13 protein-coding genes are annotated in these 17827 nt (G+C 41.4%); 2 read left to right on the forward strand and 11 right to left on the reverse strand.

All coding sequences use genetic code 11. The annotated features are described in order from the left end of the window. Positions 1-57 precede the first annotated feature (57 nt). The 3 genes from pheT to pheS all read right to left on the reverse strand — a co-directional run bounded on the left by pheT (position 58) and on the right by pheS (position 4346). Entirely contained in the window at positions 58-2508 is a 2451-nt protein-coding gene (pheT, locus tag HMPREF2979_RS06855) for a phenylalanine--tRNA ligase subunit beta (RefSeq protein ID WP_398584220.1), read from the reverse strand. Positions 2509-2767: 259 nt separating this feature from the next. Beyond that, entirely contained in the window at positions 2768-3286 is a 519-nt protein-coding gene (locus HMPREF2979_RS06860) for a GNAT family N-acetyltransferase (RefSeq protein WP_070655800.1), read from the reverse strand. 16 nt (positions 3287-3302) lie between these two features. After that, a complete protein-coding gene (gene pheS / locus HMPREF2979_RS06865) occupies positions 3303-4346 on the reverse strand; it encodes a phenylalanine--tRNA ligase subunit alpha (RefSeq protein WP_004182138.1) in 1044 nt (347 codons plus the stop codon). 439 nt (positions 4347-4785) lie between these two features. On the opposite strand from pheS, the gene HMPREF2979_RS06875 reads away from it, so the two are divergent. Beyond that, complete coding sequence (locus HMPREF2979_RS06875) at positions 4786-4995, forward strand: helix-turn-helix transcriptional regulator (protein ID WP_064525094.1); 210 nt, start codon at positions 4786-4788, stop codon at positions 4993-4995. 13 nt (positions 4996-5008) lie between these two features. Beyond that, on the forward strand, positions 5009-5554 hold the full coding sequence (locus HMPREF2979_RS06880; RefSeq protein ID WP_070655804.1) for a DUF3278 domain-containing protein: 546 nt from the start codon (positions 5009-5011) through the stop codon (positions 5552-5554). 389 nt (positions 5555-5943) lie between these two features. Here HMPREF2979_RS06880 and smc read toward each other — a convergent pair whose 3' ends face one another. The 8 genes from smc to cls (HMPREF2979_RS06920) form a co-directional block, all read right to left on the reverse strand. Beyond that, the gene (gene smc, locus HMPREF2979_RS06885) at positions 5944-9477 is read right to left on the reverse strand and encodes a chromosome segregation protein SMC (protein WP_070655805.1); all 3534 of its coding nucleotides are present in this window, start codon (positions 9475-9477) and stop codon (positions 5944-5946) included. A 2-nt stretch (positions 9478-9479) separates the two neighbouring features. Further along, positions 9480-10169, reverse strand: coding sequence for a ribonuclease III (gene rnc / locus HMPREF2979_RS06890; protein ID WP_002885331.1), 690 nt, complete (start codon positions 10167-10169; stop codon positions 9480-9482). A gap of 157 nt (positions 10170-10326) precedes the next feature. Continuing rightward, complete coding sequence (gene dapA / locus HMPREF2979_RS06895; protein ID WP_013990425.1) at positions 10327-11262, reverse strand: 4-hydroxy-tetrahydrodipicolinate synthase; 936 nt, start codon at positions 11260-11262, stop codon at positions 10327-10329. 222 nt (positions 11263-11484) lie between these two features. After that, the gene (locus tag HMPREF2979_RS06900) at positions 11485-12561 is read right to left on the reverse strand and encodes an aspartate-semialdehyde dehydrogenase (protein ID WP_003096845.1); all 1077 of its coding nucleotides are present in this window, start codon (positions 12559-12561) and stop codon (positions 11485-11487) included. 320 nt (positions 12562-12881) lie between these two features. After that, positions 12882-13769 (reverse strand): LisH domain-containing protein, encoded by an 888-nt coding sequence (locus HMPREF2979_RS06905; RefSeq protein WP_070655807.1) that lies wholly within the window; start codon positions 13767-13769, stop codon positions 12882-12884. A 73-nt stretch (positions 13770-13842) separates the two neighbouring features. Next, positions 13843-15417 carry a cardiolipin synthase gene (cls, locus tag HMPREF2979_RS06910; protein ID WP_070655809.1) on the reverse strand — a complete coding sequence of 525 codons (1575 nt, stop codon included), beginning with the start codon at positions 15415-15417 and terminating at the stop codon, positions 13843-13845. 130 nt (positions 15418-15547) lie between these two features. Further along, positions 15548-16060 (reverse strand): GNAT family N-acetyltransferase, encoded by a 513-nt coding sequence (locus HMPREF2979_RS06915; RefSeq protein WP_070655811.1) that lies wholly within the window; start codon positions 16058-16060, stop codon positions 15548-15550. Between the two features lie 80 nt (positions 16061-16140). Next, a complete protein-coding gene (gene cls / locus HMPREF2979_RS06920; protein ID WP_315968255.1) occupies positions 16141-17691 on the reverse strand; it encodes a cardiolipin synthase in 1551 nt (516 codons plus the stop codon). Positions 17692-17827: the final 136 nt, after the last annotated feature.

Consider the following 17827-nt stretch of genomic DNA (forward strand, 5'->3'; position numbering starts at 1 on the left):
TTTGTAATATAGTCTAGTCACTTAAAAATCCATCTTCTCAGATGGATTTTTTAACTATTAACGTACCTCTGCTTCGACTTTCTCAGTAAGAGCTTTGGTGATTTTTTCCATGTATTTAGCAACTTCTTCGTCTGTGAGGTTGTCATTTGGATTTTGGAAAGTAAGGCTATAAGCCATTGATTTCATTCCAGCACCAAGTTTTTCACCTGCGTAAACGTCAAAGAGTTTAACGGCAACCAAGCGTTTCACTCCTGCAGAGTAGATAGCATCAAGAACTTCTTGATGAGTAATTTCTGCCTTGAGAAGAAGGGCGATATCACGTGATACTGCAGGGAATTTTGTGATTTCAACAAATGGTTGAGCCGGTTGCAAGGCTGCTTCTACAGCACTAAGGTTAATTTCAGCCACATAAGTTTCTGGAATACCGTAGTTTTTAGCAGTTTGTGGGTGAACTTGACCAAGGAATCCAATCGTTTGACCATCCAGGACAATAGCAGCTGTACGACCTGGGTGCATACTTGCTAGGTCTTTTGTCGGTACATAATCAACTGAAACTTCAAGTTTATCAAAGAGAGCTTCAACAATCCCTTTAGCATAGAAGAAATCAACTGGTGTTGCTTTAGTTTGGAAATCTTTTTCAGCTACAAGACCAGAAATAGCGAAGGCAAAGGTATTGATTTCATTTGGCAATTCCTCTTTTGGATTGCCATTTTGTTCAAAGACCTTACCGATTTCGTAAATAGCAACGTTACTATTCTTACGGTTAACATTGTAAGCAACAGTATCAAGCATACCAGAGACCATGTTCTGACGGAGGGCTGAACGGTCAACAGTCATTGGCCACATCAACTCAGTCAAGTTAGTAGGTGTCACAGCAAATTCAACAGCTTTTTCAGGTGTAGTCAAAGCATATGAGATGATTTCCGTCAATCCAGCACCTTCAGCAATGGTACGAACCTTACGACGAAGCGCTTGTGTTTCAGTCAACTCACCAGCTGTTCCTGCTGCCTCTGGAAGTGTCGTAGGCAATTTTTCATAGCCGTAGATGCGTGCAATTTCCTCAACCAAGTCTGCTTGGATACTGATATCCCAACGACGACGTGGTACAGATACTGTGAACTTATCAGCATCACCAGTCAATCCAAAACCAAGTTTTGCAAACACATCTTCAATATCCGCAAAAGTCAATTCTGTACCAAGGCGAACATTTACGTAGTCAAGGCTTGTAGAAACTTGAACTGGCTCTGTGTCAACAGATCCCGCTTGAACACGGCCTGCAAGCACCGTTCCATTTGCCAATTCTTGCAACATAGCTGCAGCAAAATCAAGTGCTTCAAGGACAGTATCATTATTGATACCTTTTTCAAAACGTGATGATGATTCTGAACGAAGGTTGAGACGGCTACTTGTCTTACGAACTGATTTACCATCAAAAACAGCAGCTTCGAGAACGACATTTTTAGAATTGTTGTCAATTTCAGTTGAAGCACCACCCATAACACCTGCGAGAGCAACTGGTTTGTCAGCAACTGTAATAACAATATCTTCAGCAGTCAATTCACGTTCTTCACCATCGAGAGTGACTAATTTTTCCCTATCACGTGCATCACGCGCAACAATGTGTGAATCTTCAAATTTATCCAAATCGAAGGCGTGCATTGGTTGTCCAAAGTAAAGAAGAACATAGTTTGTCACGTCAACCACGTTGTTGATTGGACGGATACCAGCATTCATAAGAAGGTTTTGCAACCATTGTGGACTTGGTTGAACAGTAACATTCTCAACCACACGACTAGCATAAGTAGCCACTTTATCACTTTCAATGGCTACTGAAATCTTATCAGAAGCTGGTTTGCTGTCTTCAGTAACCGTTTTTTCTGGGAAGTGGACAGACTTGCCATAGATTGCAGCAACTTCATGTGCCACACCACGCATAGAAAGAGCATCCGCACGGTTAGGTGTGATTGACAATTCGATGATTTCATCATCAAGGTCAAGATATGGGAAAATGCTATCGCCAGGAACGGCATCTTCTGGCAAAATTTGGATACCATCCGCAAATTCCTTAGGAATAATGCTATCTGGAAGTCCAAGCTCTGCCAAAGAACAGATCATACCGAGTGATTCCATGCCGCGAATCTTACCTTTTTTGATCTTGTAGTTATCCGCAATACGGGCACCAGGAATAGCAACAATTACCTTGATACCAGCAGTGACATTTGGAGCACCACAAACAATTTGACGTGGACCTTCAGCATCTCCTGTATCTACTTGACACAAGTGCAAGTGTGTGTCAGGCACATCTTCACATGACAAGACATGACCAACAACCAATTTTGACAAGCCCTCAGCAGGTGTCTCAACACCTTCCACTTCAATACCTGTCGTCGACATTTTTTCAGCGAGTTCAGCAGTGGTAACATCCACATCAACCAACTCTTTTAACCATTTATAACTAACTAGCATAATTATGATATTAAGACCGTGTCCTTGCTTTGCAAGGACCAAAGTGACAAGATTTTAGGAAGTCGCCTGAAATCCTGATTTCAGTAGCGACTTATCTAAATCTCGAACTTTGAGGTCGTATTCAAATCCTTTCTATAAAATTATCAGTTCAACTGATAAATGAGAGAAGAGTTCAAACCTCTACTTAAGCGGGTTCAAATCCTTTCCGTAATTTAGGAATATGTATATCTGATATAAGAGGAAGACGAACTAACACGTTTAACCGCCTTATAAACTCCTCTCAATCAACTTAATAAGCGGTTTATAGTTTTAATTTAAGCAACCAGTCTCGGTCTACTTTACCATCACCAACTGGAAAATCGTGTTCGGCGAATTTTTCGAAGCCATATTTATCGTAAAATATCTGTGCTTTGAAATTCCTTTCCCAAACACCCAACCAGGCCCAATCACAACCTAGATCACGAGCTTCTTGTAAGGCAAACTCAAAGAGCTGCTTACCCAAGCCCATGCCTTGGAAGGCCTGACTGATATAAATACGTTGAATTTGAAAGGCATTATCCAAGTGCTGCTCTGTTTGAGCAGAACCTACATTAGTCTTTAGAAAACCTGCCTTTTCACCATCAACAAGAATGAAAAAGTAACGCGATTCTTCATGAGTGATTTCATCTAAGAGAACTTCCTCAGAAAGTGCAGTGTCAAAGTAACCTTGCAACTGGGCTTCGGTATTATCATGAGCAAAAGTCTCTCTAAAGGTATCTTCTGAGATAACTTTTAATTCTGCTACTTCTTCTGGAAGAACCTTACGAATAGCTACTGTCATGACAACCTCCTAAACCTTATTTAAACTGTTCTGAGAAGCGAACATCCCCTTGGTAGAAACCACGAATGTCGTTGATACCATAACGAAGCATGGCAATACGTTCTTGACCAAGACCGAAGGCGAAACCTGAATATTCTTCAGAATCAACGCCTGACATTTCAAGCACTTGTGGGTGAACCATACCAGCACCGAGGATCTCAATCCAACCTGTCTTCTTACATACGTTACATCCTTTACCACCACACTTGAAGCATGACACGTCAACCTCAACTGAAGGCTCAGTGAATGGGAAGTAAGATGGGCGCAAACGGATTTGACGTTCTGCACCAAACATTTTTTGGATAATCATTTCAAGCGTTCCCTTAAGATCACCCATTGAGATGTTTTTACCAACGACCAAACCTTCGATTTGGTGGAACTGGTGACTGTGAGTCGCATCATCTGTATCACGACGGAAAACACGTCCTGGTGAGATCATCTTAAGTGGACCTTTAGAAAAATCGTGTTTATCAAGTGTACGAGCTTGAACAGGACTTGTGTGTGTACGAAGCAAAATTTCTTCCGTAATGTAGAAGGTATCTTGCATGTCACGCGCTGGGTGGTCCTTAGGCAAGTTCATACGTTCAAAGTTATAGTAGTCAGTCTCAACTTCAAAACCATCAACGATTTGGAAGCCCATCCCCAAGAAAATGTCTTCGATTTCTTCAGCTGTTTGGCTAAGAATATGACGGTTTCCAAGTTTGACTTGGCGTCCTGGAAGGGTTACGTCAAGACTTTCAGAGTCAAGTTGTGCTTGAATTTTAGCCGCTTCAACAACTTTAGCTGCTTCGTCAAAAGCTTCAGTCAAAACGTCACGAACTTCGTTGACCATTTTACCAACTTTAGGACGTTCTTCATTAGGAAGGTCTTTAAGCCCCTTCAAAAGATCTGTCAAAGAGCCTTTTTTACCCAAAACTGCAACACGCAATTCTTGTAATTCTTTAGAGTGTTCACCACGCATTTCAGCCAATTTAGCCTGCGTTGATGTTTTCAACTCTTGCAATTGTGTTTGTAAATCCATGAGATTCCTTTCTGATGTAACAATTTCGAATCGCAAACAAAAAACCACATGCCAAAACTCCAACCCGGAGCGTTGACACGCGGTACCATCCGTTTTTTATCTGGTTCCCCAGACCTTGATTCGCCAGCCGTCTTCATGAGTGAATTCGCCAAACTTCCCTTGAGGAGGCTTCCAGTCCATGGCCCCCAATCCCTGTCAAATTCCATAAGGTTACTAGTCTCTACGACTTCTATTCAATTACTATCAATTTTACCAAAAAAACAAAAAGCTTTCAAGAGCTGACAAAGAATCCTTTAGTTAATACCAAAATGGAAAATATGTCTAAGATAATTGACACACCTATATAAACTTGCTACAATTATGTCAGATAAAGTTGACATAATTAATAAATTGCGACTTACAGCAACACATTAGCTTGTCTTTCAGAAGGAGGTCCATTATGAATCATGTCAGGGAATTTAGAAAGAATATGGGACTTTCGCAATTAGAACTCGCAAAATCTATTGGTGTTTCCCGACAGACCATTAATATGATCGAAAATAACAAATATAACCCAACACTTGAGCTCTGTCTTAATCTAGCTAAAGCACTAGATACGGATCTTAACAGTCTCTTTTGGGATGAAAATCCGAATAGAGATATAAGATAGAAAGAGGTAAATCATGATTAAAGAAACTTTCACTGACAAACTCATTAAACGTTTTTATGGTATCACTGGTCCTTTAGATGAACAAAAGCGCCAACAGGTTGATCGAATGGGTAACATAGCTTTCGTAGTTCTTTTCTTTACCTTACTTTGTGGTAATTGTATTGCCTTTCTTATAGGCTTTAAGTATCCCGAACTTGTAGCTCGTATTTATCCTATCCTCCTCTTGATTATCATTCTGTTAGTTAGCAGCATCCTTACTTATAAGTTAAAGATAAGTGCTGTTAATGCTTTTGACGAGGAAGAACTGACTGAGAAAGAGAAAAAACAACTTAAGCACGTGGGGCTTAAGTCAGGTTTATTCTTTGGGATTAGCATGTTCTTAGGCATGCCCCTAGTTCACTTCTTAGTTGACAATAAAGACTATTTGACAGAATTATTCTCAATCCATAATATGCTATCAGGCATTTTTGAAGCTATCCTTTTTGGGGCTATCATGCAGGGCTTGGTCAATGCTGGTATCAAACAAGCCAAATCTCAAGCTGAGAAAGGTGACCAATAAACTAAAAAGACAAAGAAAAATCCAGGTTTCCCAGCCTGGATTTTTCGCTCGAAAGAAGACTTCTTAGACTTGTATACGCGAAGCCTAAATGTGTCCAGAAAATCGTATCTTAACACATACACTATAACTAACTTCAAAAAACACCATATCCCCATATGACATTTCCTTAAATATTGTAACATGTCAGTGCAAAATGACAAGTCACCCTCTCTCTCATAAACCCTAAAATCCTAATCATAGCCTTTGTTAAGCCATTTTACGCAATCGATTGCGTAATTTTGAAAGCGCAAACTTAATTATTTTCTGAAAGTCCTTGCAAATTTTTTGAGACTATGAAAAAAGATAGTGATAAAGCTATCAACTATCTTTCATGAAAATATAATCTATTTTTAGTCTAAATCAAGGTCTTTCAGTTTGACCGAAACAATTTTCGAGACACCTGATTCCTGCATAGTTACCCCATAAATAGAGTCTGCAGCAGACATCGTTCCCTTACGATGGGTAACTACAATAAATTGACTGGACTTGTCAAAACGATTAAGGTAGTCCCCGAAGCGTTTAACATTGGCTTCATCCAAAGCCGCTTCTACTTCGTCTAGGATAACAAATGGAATGGTCTTAACACGAATGATGGCAAAGAGAAGGGCCAAAGCTGACAAGGCCTTCTCACCACCAGACATAAGGTTAAGCGATTGAATTTTCTTACCTGGTGGCTGCACAGAAATTTCTACCCCAGCCTCTAGGAGATTGTCTGAGGTCAAAATCAAGTCTGCTGAACCTCCACCAAACATCTGGGTAAAGGTCTGTTTAAAGCTTTCTCGGATAGCCTCAAAGGTTGCTTTAAAGCGTGATTTCACTTCATCATCCATGTCATTTATGGTATTCAGAAGGAGGCTCTTCGCTTCGAGCAAATCATCCTTTTGTCCGTTCAAGAAATCAAGACGTTGCTTAACCTCTTCAAATTGGGCAATAGCATCTACATTGACCGGACCTAAAGCTTTGATTGAACGCTCAAGACCTTGCAGGTTCTGGCGTGTTTGTTCGACATTGTCAAGAGGGCTAGCCTGACCTTTGGCGACTTCAAGTGTCATCTGGTAATCTTCAGCCAACTGAGTCGCAAACTTACGAAGCGATTGACTAATCTGACTTTCACGTTCTTCCAAGCGAGTCTGCTGACGAATCAAGTCCTCATTACGATTGCCAGCTTTAGCCAAACGCTCCTCCAAGTCTTCCAACTGACCTTCGTAATCTTGCACCTGAATCTTGGCACGGACAAGAGCTTGTTCCAAATCGTCCTTACGTTGAACAGCTTCTTTATGCTGTGCTTGCAAATGCGGAAGGCGGTCAGTTTGGTCTTCATGGACCTGGTTATTAAGGAGCGCTTTAAGACTATCCGATTCCTTCATTAACTCAGACAAGTCGGCTTGAAGACGATTGCTCTCTGTCTTAGCAAAACGCAATTCTGCTTGCAAATCACGTTCCTTCAACTGAAGTTCAGATTGCTTGTCTAAGAGAACCTGTTTTTGTTGTCCAAGAGCGTCTTTGTCTTCCTTAATAGCCTCAATACGGTCGTTAATGGCCTCACGCTTGGATGCAATTTGTGCTAACTCTGCTTTAAGTTGTTCAGCCTTATCTTGAAGATTTGCCCCATCAGTTCCCTGAGAATCCTGTTTGAAACTATCCACTAGGGTTTGATTTTTCTCCACCTCTGACAAGGCTTGTTGGTGTTCTAGGTCTAGTTTTTGCTCTTGCAGACGAGCATTTTCACCATCTACCTTAAGGTCTTCTAGTTCTTTCTGTAAAGCCTTACGTTTGATCTTGAGGGCTTCAACTTTAGCTTCACTATCACTTAATTGAGCCTTAATCTGGTTAATTTCAGAAGTCAATGCATCCAGTTCAGGCTTGATAAAGAGATTATTATTTTGTTTGTTGGTACCACCAGCAAAGGCACCACCGGGACGGATCTCAGACCCGTCAAGAGTAACCATACGTACTTGGAAACGAACAGCTCGAGCTGCTTTATTAGCATTGTCAATGGTATCAAAGATTGCCGTTACCCCTAGGAGGTTTTGGAAAATATTAGATAAGCGGTCCTCATAGGTAACCAAATCGGAAGCCATACCAATAAAGCCTGGTGCATTGGCAAGACTTTGACCAAATTGTCCATTAAGTTGACGCGGTTTAATAGTGGTCAACGGCAAGAAGGTCGCACGACCCTGACGATTGCGCTTCAAGTAGTCAATCGAACGCTTAGCAGCCGCTTCATCCTCCACAATAATATTTTGCCCGCTAGCCCCCATAGCGATTTCAAGAGCCGTCTGATAACGTGTATCAAAGGTCAAGTGTTCACTAACTGCACCAATAATTCCTTGAATGGATTGGGCATTTTGAAGGACAGCCTTAACCCCTGCATAGAAATTACTATGATTTTTTTGGATAGACTCTAAACTTTGACGACGAGCATCTTTACTCTTAAGGTGATCCATGAGGTCAAACATCTGCTTTTGAGCCTCTTGATAGTCCTTATCAAGAGCCTGATAAGCCTGGGCCTTTTCTTTGTAGCTAGCTAAGAGGCTTTGAAGACTCTCTTTGGCTGCTTGATAAGCTTTTTGGGTTTCGCTAGCCACTTCCTGAGCGGAAAGTAAGTCTGCCTGAGCTTGTTTAAATTCTTCAGCTTGTGCCTCAAGCGCTTGTGTCTGACTGTCCATGTCGTGAGTGACCTGAGTCAAACTGTTGGAAACCTTGGCTTCCTCCTGCATCAGACCAACATAGTCCTCACGTAAACGTTCAATAAGCGTATCTGGGTCATCAGAAAATTGCTCCAGTTCTTTTTGAATAGCGATTAGCTCTTGGGCAAGGCTATCCAACTCAGCATTCAATTCAACTTGGCCTTGATTAACCTTATCAAGTGATGCCTGAGCTTCTTCTTTCAAATGCTCTAACTCACTGAGACGAGCTTCAGTTTCTTCTTTTTTCTCTGAACGCTGCTGACTCTCCATGGTATAAAGATCAATTTGACGCTCAAAGTCACTAATAAGTCGTGTGACATCCACCAAGGTTTGTTGGTCAGAAGAAATTTGTTCTGAAATTTGATGTCGTTTTTGTTTGAGTTCTTGGTTCTCAGTCTCTAGGCGATGGCGTTCCTCATAATAGCTGGTTAATTTTTCCTTGACCTCTGACAAATCCTCTTGGGTCTGGCTCAAGTCAGACTTACCAATTTCAATATCGTGGACCAAAAGATTAAGCTGAGTCTGTCTACGTTCCTCATCTAATTCCAAGTAACGTTTAGCAGTCGCTGCTTGCTTTTCAAGCGGTTTAACCTGACCGTCCAGCTCGTAAATGATATCTTCCAAACGATCAAGGTTATCTTGGGTTTGATTAAGCTTACTTTCCGTTTCTTTCTTACGTGTCTTATATTTAAGAACCCCTGCGGCTTCTTCGAAAATAGCGCGGCGTTCTTCAGGTTTGGCATTAAAAATAGCCTCAACACGACCTTGGGAAATAATAGAAAAAGAATCACGCCCCAGACCGGTATCCATGAAGAGGTCATGAATATCACGCAGACGAACTTTGCGACCATCAATCAAGTAATCATTGTCACCGTTTCGATAAATGTGACGCTCCACACGAATGGTTTCGCCAGCACCCGCGATAAAACCATCACTGTTATCAAGAGTGACTGCCACTTCCGCATAGTTGAGAGCCTTACGAACCTCTGTTCCTGCAAAAATAACGTCAGGCATCTTGCCTCCACGCAAACTCTTGGCAGATGATTCACCCAATGCCCAGCGTAGACTCTCTGTAATATTTGATTTTCCCGATCCATTTGGACCTACAACGGCTGTTACTCCCTTGTCAAAGACGACTTGCGTCTTGTCCGCAAAGGATTTAAAGCCCTGCATTTCAATTGATTTCAAATACATGCTTAATTTCCTAGTTGTTCAAGGGCAGCCTTAGCCGCTGCCTGTTCAGCTAATTTCTTAGATTTTCCAAGACCTGTGCTGAGCTCCTTACCATCAACAGCTACCTGCATAGTAAATTCTTTGGCATGAGCTGGTCCAGACTCGTCGATAACGGTATAAGTAATATCAACCGTACCATTGACCTGAAGACGCTCTTGCAAGGCTGTCTTATAGTCTGTTACGCGGTCAAAGTTCCCCTTTTCAACCTGAGGAATCATGACCTGATTCAAGAATTTCTCAACAGCAGGCAAACCTTGATCTAGATAAAGAGCACCGAGGAAGGCCTCCCAGAGGTCACCAAGGATAGTGGCACGTTCACGTCCACCAGATTTTTCTTCCCCTTTACCAAGACGAATATATTGTTCGAAACCGCAAGCCTTTGTAAAACCTGCCAAACTCTCTTCACGAACGATAGTACTGCGCATCTTAGACATTTCCCCCTCTGGCTTATTAGGGTAGCGTTTGTATAGATAAACAGAAATGACTAATTGCAGAGCCGCGTCTCCTAAAAATTCCAAACGTTCATTATGTGAAATGTTTAGGAGGCGGTGCTCATTGGCATATGAGGTATGGGTAAATGCTGTTTCTAAGAGGTCTTTTTGGCTAAAAACAATACCAAAATCCTGCTCAAGTTTTTGTTCAAGTTGATTCATGAAACTTCCTTTCTTTTTAAGCACACTAACTATAATTATATCAAAAAAAGCCAATTTTCATGATAGAAAACTGCTTTTAGACCCTATATCAGCTTATTTTGTGAGATTTAATCTATTCAACTAAAAAAAGCTGAGCAAGCTGCTCAACTTCATTTTCTTAATAATCTGGACGAACGACACCTGTAACTGTCTCACGTGTTGCTTCGACATCTTCTTCAAGGACAACCTTGATGATACGTTTGGCTTCTTCTGAAGTACATGCAACCAATGGCAAACGAAGTGGTCCAACTTCGAAACCAAGATGGTTAAGAACAGCCTTGACAGGTGCAGGGCTTGGTACTGAGAAGAGAGCGTTAACTTTAGGAATGAATTTACGTTGGATAGCTGCTGCTGTCTTGAGGTCACTATTTTCAATAGCTTCAAGCATGGCATGCATCTCATCACCGTTTGTATGAGAGGCTACTGAGATAACACCGTTAGCTCCAAGATTCATAGCGTGGAAGGCATCCCCATCTTCACCTGTATAAACCAAGAAATCTTCAGGTTTATGTTCGATAAGGTAGGCCATATTTGCAAGGCTGGTACATTCTTTAACACCAATGATATTTGGATGTTCAGCCAAACGAAGCATGGTATCAGGAGCCATTTCAACAACCACACGACCAGGAATATTGTAGATGATAATTGGCAAATCAGAAGCATCCGCAATGGCTTTGAAGTGTTGGTACATACCTTCTTGTGATGGCTTGTTGTAGTAAGGCACGATAGCAAGACCTGCTGCGAAACCACCAAATTTGGCAACTTCCTTAGCAAACTCGATAGAGTCGCGTGTATCGTTGGTACCGACACCAGCAATCAATGGCACACGTCCATTAACAATTTTCTGAACAGCCGCAAAGAGTTCCAACTCCTCATCGTGAGTAAGTGTTGGACTTTCAGCCGTTGTTCCCGCCAAAAGAAGAGCTTCTGTATGGTGAGCCAAAAGATGCTCAATCAATTCTGGAAGGGCATCATAATTGATTGAGCCATCTTCGTGGAAAGGTGTAATAAGGGCTGTGATCAGTTTGACATCTCTTAATTGATCAATTGACATAATATTCTCCTTCAACCGTTTTCTAATCCTTTCCATTTTACCATAATTTTGACCAGACAGACAGATAAGTTGACAATTTTCTGAAAACGTGAGGACTGACTGTTTCAATTTGATGGCCAATAAACAAAAAAAACAGAGAGAAGTCTCTCTGCTTTATAGGATTCAGTATGATTTTAGTATTCAAATACAACACTAAATCCTTACTGATTTCTGTTTCGCTCCCTATTTCAATTCAAATTTCAATTCTGAAGTTGGGCGAACCAAACCACGTTCGTGAAGTGTTTCTGCGATTTGGACTGAGTTCCAAGCGGCACCTTTAAGGAGGTTATCTGAAACAACCCACATGTGGATACCTTTTTCAGCATCCAAATCTTTACGGATACGTCCAACGAATGTATCACGTGAACCTACAGCGTTAACAGCTTGTGGGTAGACTTGGTTAGCAACGTCGTCTTCAAGAACTGCACCAGGGAATTCTGCAATAGCAGCTTTCACTTCGTCAATTGGTGCCACTTCTTTTGTTTCAATATAGACTGACTCTGAGTGAGCTGACAAAACTGGAATACGTACACATGTTGCTGATACAGCAATGCTGTCGTCTTCCATGATTTTCTTAGTTTCGTTTGTCATCTTCATTTCTTCGTAAGTATAGTCATTTTCAGTGAAGACGTCGATTTGAGCCAAGGCGTTGAAGGCGATTGGGAAGTGTTTCTTATCACCACCACATGGCAAGATTTCAGCTTTAACATCACGTGGGTTAACGCCGTCATTCAAAACTTCTTTCAACTCACGTTGTGTTTCAAGGATTGCTCCCATACCAGCACCTGATACAGCTTGGTAAGTTGACACGATGATACGGTCCAAGCCCCATTTTTGACGAACCGGCTCAAGGGCAACCATCATTTGGATAGTTGAACAGTTAGGACAAGCGATAATACCGTTGTGAGCATCGAGTGCATGTGCATTGACCTCAGGTACAACCAATGGCACATCTGGATTTTGACGGAAGTAAGATGTGTTATCAACGACTACTGCACCGGCTTTAACAGCGTATGGTGCATATTTAGCAGAGGTAGATCCACCAGCTGAGAAAAGTGCAATGTCTACACCTTCAAATGCGTCTTCAGTCGTTTCTTCGATGGTCACGTCTTGACCTTTAAACTGCAAGACTTTCCCTGCAGAACGTGCAGACGCAAGGTAGCGAATTTTATCGATTGGAAGTGTTGATTCTTCCAACATTTTGATCATTTGAGCACCGACGGCACCTGTAGCACCGACAACAGCAACTGTGTATCCCATAGTTAAACCTCTTTCGGAATTTTCTATCAATTTAGTTTAGTGAATCTATTATACTACGTTTAAGTCCAGTTGAAAAGGGTAAAAAAGCCAAGAATAAAGAAAAATCCCCTACCAAACGGCAAGGGATAAGAGGCATCTTTCGATGAGAGTAGCAGGTTCACACAACTACTCAAGGTCCGCTCCTGCGTTACAATCTAATGTAGACCTCCTCAGCGCAAAAGGCTCAAAAGAGCCAATCGACTCATCGCATACTCCTATTCTAGCATAATAGACCACAGAGTCAAGTCATGAATACCATAGAAATATCTTAGCCATTTGGCTTACTTTCCATCATCATGACCATCTTTATAACCACGTAGGTATTCTGTTTTTTCTGAAGTTGTTGTAAATTTGCCAAAAAGAGTTGATTCCTTTGAGTATGAATCGTAATTATCAATGCCTTTTTCGGCATCCGCAAAGCCATCCTGGTAGCCCTTGGTATAAGCCTTATTATTTACTTTTGAATGGTATGAATTCCCATAGCGATGATAAGAACGTCGACTCATATACATCCAGAACCAGGGATTACGGATGACATCTTGTCGGTAATAACGGTCACGGGTTTGATAGTCGTCATTATTGTCAAAAATACTTTTAGCCTGGTCATCTGAAAAATCATCATTTTGTTTGGAATACTTTTTGAGTGTCTCATCATCACTAACTTTTGCACCCGATTGAAAGTTCGAACGTTCAGAGTCATTTAGCTCAGGAGCTGACATCTGAGGCTTTGTGTATCCTGAATTTGTATCTGATTTTGACTTGCTGGAACTGTTACTTGAAGAAGACTGACTGTCTGAATGGCTCTGACTGCTACTTGATTTGGAGCTAGAATCAACGTCTGAACCCGAACTATGCGAGCTACTCGAACCATAAGTTTTACTAGATCCATCGTAACTGTCATGATCACTACTTGACTTGTAACTCTTACTAGACCCACTATCAGACTTATACCCTTTTCCTGAATTACCATCAGAATGATGCCCCTTGCTAGAGCCAAAACCAGATTTTGATCCACTTCTGCTACCTCTACTTGAAGAACGCGAACCACCACGTCTACTTCGTAGAGCGATGATGTTTTCAGAAGTTTCTTGAGCTTTAATTTCTTGTGCCGTTGATAAAATTAGTCCTGACACCAAGGTCACCCCTAAGAGAGCCATTGCTTTTTTCATTAAAAAATCCCCTTATTCATCTAATGGTCTTATTATACCATAGAACAAAAAACGGGGAAAATTATAAAGAAAATTACATCAAAGGTCCAATCAAAGAAAAGAGATAGCCACATAGACGATGAGCCATAGGCATTTTCGACAAACTTTCCAGAGTGACTTCCTCTGAGAGAGCCTGGGTTTTCTCAAAATCTTGTTCAATCTTAATCACTTCCAGATTTTTGTAGAGATAAACCCCGTCTTCAAAATTTTGATAGAGACTTCGATAGTCTGTGTTAATGGTACCTACCACAGCTTGTTGGCCATCAGAAACATAAACTTTTGCATGGACAAAACCTGGAGTATAGCGGAAAATACGGACGCCAGCATCCAAGAGCACTTTAAAATATGTCGTCGCAATATCAAAGGCATACTGTTTATCTGGAATCCCTGGCATAATGATCCGAACATCTACACCTCGTCTGGCCGCAAAGGTCATGGCTCTGACCAATTCATCATCCAAAATCAGATAAGGCGTCATGATATAGACATAATTAGTTGATGTATTCAGAAGATGTAAATAAACATTTTCGGCAACCTTGTGGTAGGTCAGCGGTGAATTGCCATAAGGGAGTACAAAGCCCGAACTCTTCCTTTGTTGAGGTTTTTCTTGTAGATAGTGCTCCATATCCGTTTTATCTTCTATTCCAGTCACTGTCCACATGGTCAAAAAGAGAGCTTTCAGTGTTTGAACTGCTGGACCATCTAATCGAAGGGCCGTGTCCTTCCAATGACCAAAGCGTTCTCGTTTATTGACATACTCATCAGCGATATTAACGCCACCAGTATAAGCAACTTGACCATCAATCACTGTAATCTTTCGATGGTCTCGGTAATTGTAATAGGTTGATAGAATAGGCTTGACTGGTGAGAAGGCCTGAGCTTTAATGCCAACCTTGTGTAGTCGCTCAATATAATCGTAGGACAAGGTAGTCATCTCATTCATCCCATCAAACATAACACGAACGTCCAGACCTGCCTTGGCCTTCTCCTCTAAAATGGCTAAAATCTCACCCCACATGATCCCTTCGTCAATAATGAAATATTCCATGAAGATATAACGCTCTGCCTTTTTCAAATCCTCCAGCAAGGCTGGAAGCATGTCATCTCCAAGTGGGAAATAGGTAACCTCAGTGTCTCTGTAGATAGGAAACTGTGCTGGACTATGCTCCAAAAAATAGGCTAACTTTTGTAATTGGCGATCACTTTGGGATAAATAATCAGCAACTTCTGGATTGGTGCTTAAATGGTCGGATGCCTGCACTGTAGCATCCTCAAGCCGTTTCTTCAAGCGTCTCACACCCAAATCAGCCAGTGAAAAGTAAAGCAGAGCCGTCCCAAAAATTGGAAAGAGGGCAATGATAATCACCCAGGACAGTTTGGAACGAGAATCCATGGAACGATTGAGCAAGTAAAAGAAGGTAAAGACACTCAACAAGTGTTCCCATAAGATAATGGATGGGAAATGCTCTTGTAGACTGAGATATGAGAAAACGAGAAAAGCCAATTCCAGTAAGAAGAACAGGAAAATAGGTACCTTGCGATTAAGAAGACTTTTAGCCCATCTGGAGGGCTTTGGGGGTAACAGTCTAGCACTGGTTACTTGAGCCATATAGGTTCCTTTCATGTATGGGAGACCACCACAAACTTTTCGGTCTCTCCCAGTGATTTTATTAGTATCATTTTAGCATATGCAAAAGGCAGGGATAATTAGCCATTGCGATCTAAGATTGGTGGGGCATCTACTGTATCTTTCTAACAGGCCCATCCAAGATTTTTTGCATCCAGACGATATCGTGCCATTGCTCAAACTTGTAGCCAACTTTTGGAAAATGAGCAACTTGGACATAACCCCGCTTTTCATGCATGGAAATGCTCGCTTCGTTCGGAACAGCGATACAAGCCAGAAAGCGTAAGTAGCCTCGTGCTTGCAACTCCTCTTCTAAGGCCGTATAAAGGGCCGATCCAATCCCTTGTCCACGCGCCTCTTTGGCTACATAAATAGACAATTCAGTGGTCCAATCATAGGCTGTACGAGCATAATAGGTTGAGGCATAAGCATAGCCTAGCACTTGGCCATTCTCTTCCGCTACTAAATAGGGGTATTTTTCAAGCGTCTTACAAATGCGTTTTTCAAACTCTTGAACACTGGGAACCTCATATTCAAAGGTAATAGCTGTCTTCTCGACATAGGGTGCGTAGATGGCCTGAATAGCTTGTGCATCTGACAAGCTGGCTGGACGAATGGTTAACATCATTTTCTCCTTCGACTTCATTATCTTTATTTTAAACTATAAAAAAAGAGGGCTCAACCCTCTTCGAAAAGAAATTGTCACTACATCAATGGCGCAACTAATCTGGTCAATAAGCCTAAGCACTTCTGGTGGAATGGTCGATTTTTAACATCAGCCATGCTGACTCGATGACACTTGGCCATTGTCGCTTGGAAATCTTCTTCAATACCTACCACTGATGACGTCCTGTAAAGATAGGTCGCACACTCAAAGTGGTGATAAAGACTACGGTAATCTAAATTAATCGTTCCAACAACTGCCCTACTATTGTCACTCACAAAGACCTTAGCATGAACAAATCCAGGTGTGTACTCGTAGATTTTAACTCCGGATGCCAAAAGTGTTGGGTAGTAAGTCTTAGCTAGGTAGTAAGCTGACTTTTTATCAGGAATGCCTGGCATGATGATACTGACGTCTACCCCACGCTCAGCCGCAAACTTCAAAGCATGCAGTAACTCACCATCTAAAATAAGATAAGGTGTCATGATATGAACAAAATCACGCGCATGGTTTAGGATATCAATATAAACATTCTCACCAACCTTATCCTTATCAAGTGGAATATCCCCGTAAGGGACAACAAAACCAGGAGTATCAAAGGCCTCATGCTCGACCATGTACGGCGTAACATCTAAGGTTTCGTTAGAATAGGTCCACATCTGAAGAAAGAGGACTAAAAACGTATCAACCGCTGGCCCCTCCACCATGAGTGCAGTGTCTTTCCAATGACCGAAACGCTCAATCTTGTTGATATACTCGTCAGCGAGATTAACGCCACCTGTGAAAGCAACCTTACCATCAATCAGCAAGATTTTTCTATGGTCACGGTAATTGTAATAGGTTGACAAGAAGGGTGTTACCGAGGCAAAAACTCGAGACTGAATGCCTATATTTTGCAAGCGTTTCTTATAGTCGAAACTTAAGGTTGAAAATTCATTCATACCGTCATACAGGACTCGAACTTCCACCCCTTCTTGAACCTTTTGTTTCAAGATTGCTAGGATTTCACCCCACATTTCACCTTCACCAATGATGAAATATTCCAAGAAAATGTACTTCTCTGCTTTAAGGAGCTGTTTCTTCATTTCCTCAAACTTGGCTTCACCACTTGGGAAATAGGTCGTCTTCGTGTGACGATAAACTGGAAAAGAACCGTTCACATTTTCAAGATATTGGACCAAGTTATAGTTGCTGGTGTGACGTTGTTTAAGCTCTTCAAGAGCCTCCTCATCCTGTTTTAAAATACCAGAACTGCGGTCAATATTGCTCTGAATAGCACGCTTCATCCCTGTGTAACCTATATCAAGTTTCGTATAAGCCAAGAGCAAGGTTCCGATAATTGGAAAAGGCAATACAATCAGGAGCCAAGTATTGACGGCTGTTGATTCCATATCACTTTGAAAGAGATAAATAATGGCCAGAATACGAAGGACTACTTCTGTAACTTGCAGGTGTATCCTATATTGATGCAACCAGAGGTAAGACAGGGCCACAACAACAAGCTGCAGTAAGATGATTAAGAAGATAATCGTAGCACGACTAAAGATTCCACGAAGAAAGCCACGACGACTCTTATCATAAAGACGTTCAATTTTAGCTTCGTTTTTGATAGCATGACTCCTTTCCCTTTTTAATTAATCTTATTATAACCAAATTTGTAAAATTAAGCTAGACAGAAAAAGCCATCTAGGCTAGTCTCAGATAAACACCACATTTGTCTGAAAGGAA

The sequence above is a fragment of the Streptococcus sp. HMSC078H12 genome (assembly GCF_001814615.1).
GTDB classification, from domain to species: Bacteria; Bacillota; Bacilli; order Lactobacillales; family Streptococcaceae; genus Streptococcus; species Streptococcus salivarius_F.